Annotated in this window: 5 protein-coding genes; all 5 read right to left on the bottom strand. The window is 68.1% G+C overall.

The features are described 5' to 3' along the window. Positions 1-152 precede the first annotated feature (152 nt). The 5 genes from FNH08_RS53315 to aspS all read right to left on the bottom strand — a co-directional run bounded on the left by FNH08_RS53315 (position 153) and on the right by aspS (position 6,112). A complete protein-coding gene (locus tag FNH08_RS53315) occupies positions 153-287 on the bottom strand; it encodes a hypothetical protein (protein WP_265579840.1) in 135 nt (44 codons plus the stop codon). 208 nt (positions 288-495) lie between these two features. After that, a complete protein-coding gene (locus tag FNH08_RS41610; RefSeq protein WP_152776710.1) occupies positions 496-1,833 on the bottom strand; it encodes an MFS transporter in 1,338 nt (445 codons plus the stop codon). A gap of 252 nt (positions 1,834-2,085) precedes the next feature. Further along, positions 2,086-3,075 carry an intradiol ring-cleavage dioxygenase gene (locus FNH08_RS41605; RefSeq protein ID WP_152776709.1) on the bottom strand — a complete coding sequence of 330 codons (990 nt, stop codon included), beginning with the start codon at positions 3,073-3,075 and terminating at the stop codon, positions 2,086-2,088. Between the two features lie 143 nt (positions 3,076-3,218). Next, positions 3,219-4,154, bottom strand: coding sequence for an intradiol ring-cleavage dioxygenase (locus FNH08_RS41600; protein ID WP_152776708.1), 936 nt, complete (start codon positions 4,152-4,154; stop codon positions 3,219-3,221). A gap of 194 nt (positions 4,155-4,348) precedes the next feature. Further along, positions 4,349-6,112, bottom strand: a complete 1,764-nt coding sequence (gene aspS / locus FNH08_RS41595; protein WP_152776707.1) for an aspartate--tRNA ligase — start codon at positions 6,110-6,112, stop codon at positions 4,349-4,351. Between the last annotated feature and the right edge of the window lie 285 nt (positions 6,113-6,397).

The raw sequence follows: 6,397 nt of genomic DNA, 5'->3' as shown, positions 1-6,397 counted from the left end.
GGGCACGGGCGCGGGCCGGTCCGTCGCGGAACTCGTCGAGGCGGTCCTCGCCGCCGTCGCGGCGCAGGCTGCCGTGGGCCGCTGACCTGCCCGGCAACCAAAAAACGGCCCGCCCCGGAGTAACCGGCGGACCGTCGCGAAGCGCGCTCACGTCACCCGACAGGCTCCGCCTCGGTGGTGGCCGTCGTTTCCGTGGTCGCGTCCGCCTTGACGGCCCTCTCGCCGCCCTCTTCCCGCTGCTTCTTCAGGGCGAGTTCCCTGGCCGTCTTCTCCGAGTGCAGCCTCATCTCTGCCTCTGTCCGGAGATCGAACATCATTGCCTCCTTTGCGTTATCGCTGCCGCGAACATCTCTTTACCTGGATATTACCTCAGGGAGGAGGGTCACGTCACCGTCAAATTGCCGCCGCACACAGGTAGTTGGCCCACTGTTCACCATCACGCGGGCGCCCGGGACCGCACGGCCCCGGGCGCCTTTTGGTTGGTCGTCGTTCGCCTCAACCGCCGGTCGCCACCTGCCCCTTCGCCACGGCCGGCTTGCCCGACCCGGTCGCCGAGCCGCCGCCCCGGCGGATGAGGGCGACGCCGACGACCGCCAGGATCGATGCCGCGGACAGCGTGTAGAGGCCGCCGTTCGTGCTGCCGGTCGTGTCCTTGAGGTAGCCGAAGAGGGTGGGGGAGACGAAACCACCCAGGTTCCCGATGGAGTTGACGACCGCGAGGCCCGGCGCGGCGATCTTCAGGTCGAGCCCCGACTGCGCCATCGGCCAGTACAGCGTGGCCGCGCACTTCCCGCCGACCGCGGCCAGCGTGATCGCGGCGAGCCCGAACCAGGGCGAGCCCAGCGTGGCGAGGAACGTTCCGATGGCCGACAGGACCAGGGCGATCGCCAGGTACGGGCGGCGGTCCGGGGTGCCGTCGGTGAAGTGGCTCACCGTGTACATCGCGATCACCGCGCAGATCCACGGGATCGCCGACAGCAGCCCGACCTCGAACGGCGACAGCCCGCCGATCTCCTCGACCAGGCTCGGCAGCCAGAAGGTGATCGCGTACCCGGTCAGGGCCATGGCGAAGAAGACCGCGGTGAGCACGGCGACCTGAGGGTGGAACAGCAGCTTGAGGCGGGACACCCTGGGCGCACGGCTGCGGGCCTCCTCGTCCCGGGCGACCGCCGCGCCCAGCGCGTCCTTCTCCTCGCGCGTCAGCCAGCGGGCGTCCTCGATCCGGGAGACGAGGAAGAAGCCGGCGATGAACCCGACGACGATGGACAGGAGCCCTTCGAGCGCGAACATCCAGCGCCAGCCGGCGAACCCGCCGACCCCGTGCAGCTCCAGCAGCGCGCCCGTGATCGGGCCGGTCACGATGTACGCGGTGGCCGATCCGCCGAGGAAGATCGCGCTCGCCCGGCCCCGGCTGGAGTCGGGCAGCCACTGGGTGAAGTAGAGCAGCACACCGGGGAAGAAGCCGGCCTCCGCGACGCCGAGCAGGAAGCGCAGCGCGTAGAACATCCACACGTTGTGGATGAAGCACATCGCCACGATCACCGCACCCCAGGTGATCATGATCCGGGTCAGCCAGACACGTGCGCCGAACCGCTCCAGCAGCATGTTGCTGGGCACCTCGAACAGGGCGTAGCCGATGAAGAACAGGCCGGCGCCCAGACCGTACGCGGTGGCGCTCACACCGACGTCGGCCCGCAGCTCGTCCTGGACGAAGCCGACGTTCGTCCGGTCCATCTGGTTGATCAGCAGCATCAGGACCAGAATCGGCAGCATACGGCGCAGGAACTTGCCGACCGCGCGGCGTTCGGCGTCGGGTATCACGACTTCAGACATCGTTGTCTCCCCATGGGCGTGCACATACGTGAACGGCAATCACGTACGCGAGAACTTGGGGAACTTTATGGAGGCACTCCTTCCGGGTCAATGGGTTGTTCAAGGAATCATGTATGTGAACATTCTGGGGACACCGGCAGGGCCCGGAACCTGGGGGAGGGTTCCGGGCCTTGTGTCGAGCCGTACGAGCCGTACGTCCGTCAGCTCCGTACGGTCCGTACGTCCGTCAGCCCCGTACGGTCCGTACGTCCGTCAGCTCGCCGAGGCCGACGCGGTGGCCGAGGCACCCGGCTGCACCGAGTCCTCCGTGCCCGTGTGGGTCGCGTCCGGGTCCACGCCGACCGTGATGGTGCCGGTGACCCCCTTGGCGATGTCGTTCTTCTTGTACTTCAGCTTGAGCAGACCGCCCTGGGTGCCGCTCTGGTCGTAGATGGTGTCCTCGTCGAGCGTGGTGCGCTCGGTCGTCGACGTCGAGTACGGCTCGACCTCGGCGGAGGCGAGGACGGACTCCTCGTCGAAGAAGAACTGGCCGGTGTGGCAGGTGTTGCCGCCCTCGTACCCGGCGTCCGTCCACTCGCCGTTGACGTGCACCTTCGCGTGGATGTGCACACAACGCCCCCGGTACCAGCCCGGGAAGATGGTCTTGAAGGTGACGAAGCCCTGCTTGTCCGTCTTCCAGGTGCCGCGCAGGTAGCGCTTGTCGTCGGTGGGCTCCTCGTGACCGCCGCCACCGCCACCGCCGCCCGTGCCGTCGGTGGGCGCGCCGGACGGCGGCTCACCCGTCGGCGTACCCGAGGGGGCGTCGGAGGGAGCGCCGCCACCGCCGCCCGAGGACAGGCTCTCGTACCCGGAGTACAGGCCCAGCGCGTCGCAGTGCCAGATGTCGACGGCCGCGTTGCGGATCGGCTTGCAGCTCTCCGAGTCGATCACCTTGAGGCGGAGGGTCAGCGGGATGCCCTCCTTGTCCTCGGTGATGTCCTGCCGGAGCTTGTCGGCGTCGATGTAGTACGGCCCCTCGGTGGTCTCCGAGGTGAGCTTGTAGCACTCCTCCGAGGTGCTGCTGGATGCCTTCGGAGAGGCCCCTTTCTTCGTCTCGCCCGCGCTCGCGGTCGCGACGACGGCTCCGCCCACGCCCACCGCGGCCACGGCACCGGCGCCCGCGACCACGACCTTGCGGCGCGTCAGATCCCGCTTGTGTTTCGGCCCCTGGGCCGTCTGGTTCCCGGTTTCGTTTCCCGTCATGGCAAAGGAATTTAGGGAGCCAGCCTGTCAAAGCCTTAAGAAGGGACTGTGGTCTGCCTTGCATTCCCAAGCGGAGGGAAAAGGGGCTCGAAATCCACGTCGGTTTCGAGCCCCTTTTGGGTAAAACCGCAGGAACTACTTGCTCACGCCGAGGGGGACGCAGACGCGCTCGGCTGCGGAGGAGGCCCGTCCTGCCCGTCGTTGGTCGCCTCCGGGTCCACACCCACCGTGAGGGAGGCGCGCACCCCCTTCGCGATGTTCCGCTTGTCGTAGCGCAGCTTCAGCAGTCCGCCCTGGGTGCCGCTGCCGTCGTAGATCGTGTCCTCGTCGAGCGTCGTGCGCTCCGCCGTGTTCGACACGTACGGCTCCACCACCGCGGAGGCGAGGACGGACTCCTCGTCGAAGAAGAACTGGCCGGTGTGGCAGGTGTTGCCGCCCTCGTACCCGGCGTCCGTCCACTCGCCGTTGACGTGCACCTTCGCGTGGATGTGCACACAACGCCCCCGGTACCAGCCGGGGAAGACCGTCTTGAAGGTGACGAAGCCGTGCCGGTCCGTCCGCCAGGTGCCGCGCAGGTAGCGGGTGTCGTCCGTCGGCTCCTGGTGGCCGCCGCCCGGGGGCGGACCGGAGGGGCCGGCGGTCGGGGGCGGACCGGTCGGGGCCGGGCCGCCACCGCCGTTGCCCATGTCCTCGTACCCGGAGTAGACGCCCACCGCGTCGCAGTGCCAGATGTCGACGGCCGCGTTGCGGATCGGCCGGCAGGTCTCGGAGTCGATCACCTTGATGCGGAGGGCCAGCGGAATGCCCTCCCGGTCCTCGGTGACGTCCCGGCGGAGCTTGTCGGCGTCGATGTAGTACGGCCCCTCGGTGGTCTCCGAGGTGAGCTTGTAGCACTCTTCCGCGGCGGAAGCGGAACCCGCGGAGGCACCGCCGGATGCTCTTTCCCGTTCACCGTCGAGGGCGCTCGCCGCGACGGCCGTGCCGCCCAGGGTCACCGCCGCGACCGCGCCCGCGCCGACCGCCACGACCTTGCGACGGGCCAGCTGCTGATCCTGTGGATGCTGTTGATTTTCTGTCATGCGCCGGGAAGTTAGGTAAGAACCCTGTCAACGAGCTGAGAAAACAGCGCCTTTTCCTCACCCAAGGAAAAGGGTCCTGAAATCGACGGACGATTTCAGGACCCTTCCCACCGGGAACCAAAGAAAGGCTTGCCTTACCTAATTCCCCACGCGTGTTCCTCTACTTCGGCTGGAGCTCTGCTTCGGCTGGGGCTCTACTTCGGCTGGGGCTTCCGCACCGAGAGGTGCAGCTCCCGCAGCCGGGTCTCGTCCAGCTCGGTCGGCGCGCCCATCATCAGGTCCTGGGCGTTGCCGTTGAGCGGGAAGGCGATCGTCTCGCGGATGTTGGGCTCGTCGGCCAGCAGCATGACGATGCGGTCGACACCGGGGGCGATGCCGCCGTGCGGTGGGGCGCCGAAACGGAAGGCGCGGAGCATGCCGGCGAACTGCTCCTCGACGGTGTCACGGTCGTAGCCCGCGATCTCGAAGGCCTTGAGCATGATGTCCGGCTCGTGGTTCCGGATGGCGCCGGACGACAGCTCGACGCCGTTGCAGACGATGTCGTACTGCCAGCCGAGGATGTCCAGCGGGTCCTGGGTCTGCAGGGCCTCCAGACCGCCCTGCGGCATCGAGAACGGGTTGTGCGAGAAGTCGATCTTCCCGGTCTCCTCGTCCTTCTCGTACATCGGGAAGTCGACGATCCAGCAGAAGCGGAAGACGTCCTCCTCGAAGTGCCCGGCACGCTTGGCGGCCTCGACCCGCACGGCGCCCATGATCTTCGAGACCTCGTCGAACTCACCCGCGCCGAAGAACACCGCGTGGCCCGCGGCCAGCTGGAGCCGCTTGGTCAGCTCGGCGACGTTCTCCTCGGTGAGGAACTTCGCGATCGGGCCCGTCAGCGAGCCGTCCTCGGTCACCCGCACCCAGGCCAGGCCCTTGGCGCCCTGCGAGACCGCGAAGTCACCGAGCTGGTCGAAGAACTTCCGCGGCTGCGAGGACACGTCCGGCACCGGCAGGGCACGGACGTGCTTGCCCGCGAAGGCCTTGAACTCCGAGCCCTCGAAGATGTCGGTGATGTCGACGAGCTCCAGCTGGGCCCGCAGGTCCGGCTTGTCGGAGCCGTACTTCAGCATCGCCTCGCGGAAGGGGATGCGCGGGAAGGGGGAGGTGACGTGCCGCCCGTTGCCGAACTCCTCGAACAGCTCGGTCATCAGCTTCTCGATGGGCTGGAAGACGTCTTCCTGCTCCACGAAGCTCATCTCGACATCGAGCTGGTAGAACTCGCCCGGCGAGCGGTCCGCGCGGGCGTCCTCGTCACGGAAGCAGGGCGCGATCTGGAAGTAGCGGTCGAAGCCCGAGATCATCAGCAACTGCTTGAACTGCTGCGGGGCCTGGGGGAGGGCGTAGAACCTGCCCGGGTTCAGGCGCGACGGCACGACGAAGTCGCGGGCGCCCTCCGGGGAGGTGGCGCTGAGGATCGGCGTCGCCATCTCGTTGAAGCCGAGCGCCGTCATCTTGTGACGAATGGCGCTGATCACCGCCGTACGCAGCATGATGTTGCGGTGCATGCGCTCGCGGCGCAGGTCCAGGAAGCGGTACTCCAGGCGCCGCTCCTCGTTCACCCCGTCCTCGGTGTTGATCGTGAACGGGAGGGGGGCCGCCGCACCGAGCAGCTCGACCTCGCCCACCTCGACCTCGACCTCGCCGGTCGGCAGGTCCGGGTTCACGTTCTCGGTTCCACGTGAAACAACGCTGCCGTCGACGCGGACGGTCGACTCCTTGGAGAGCTTGTCCAGGGCCTCGTACGCGGGCGTGCCCGGGCGGGCCACCAGCTGCGTGATGCCGTAGTGATCGCGCAGATCGATGAAGAGGATGCCGCCCAGGTCGCGCCGATTGTGCAGCCAGCCGCTCAGCCGGACGTCGGTGCCGACGTCAGAGGCGCGGAGCTCGCCGCAGGTGTGGGACCTGTACCGATGCATCGTCGTTCATCCAGTCTTCGCTGATGTGGGTCTCGCCGGGGGTGCGCCCCGGAGCGCCGGGCGGGGTTGGGCCCGGAGCCCCCAAGGGTACCGGCCGCCTCCGGCGGTTCGGCGAGGGCTTTTCGTGTGCCGGGTTCCGTTTTGGCTGCGGATCCGTCGTGGCTTGTCGCGCAGTTCCCCGCGCCCCTAAAAGCACGGGCGCACCCGTCACCACAACACCCCCCGCCGAGACCCCCACGCACCGGCACCCCGACGTGCCCGGCAGACGCGTACGGACGTAAGGGC

This window comes from Streptomyces spongiae, from assembly GCF_009377185.1.
GTDB lineage: Bacteria > Actinomycetota > Actinomycetes > Streptomycetales > Streptomycetaceae > Streptomyces > Streptomyces spongiae.
Note: the sequence above shows the minus strand (reverse complement) of the source record. Positions and strands in the feature narration are given on the sequence as shown.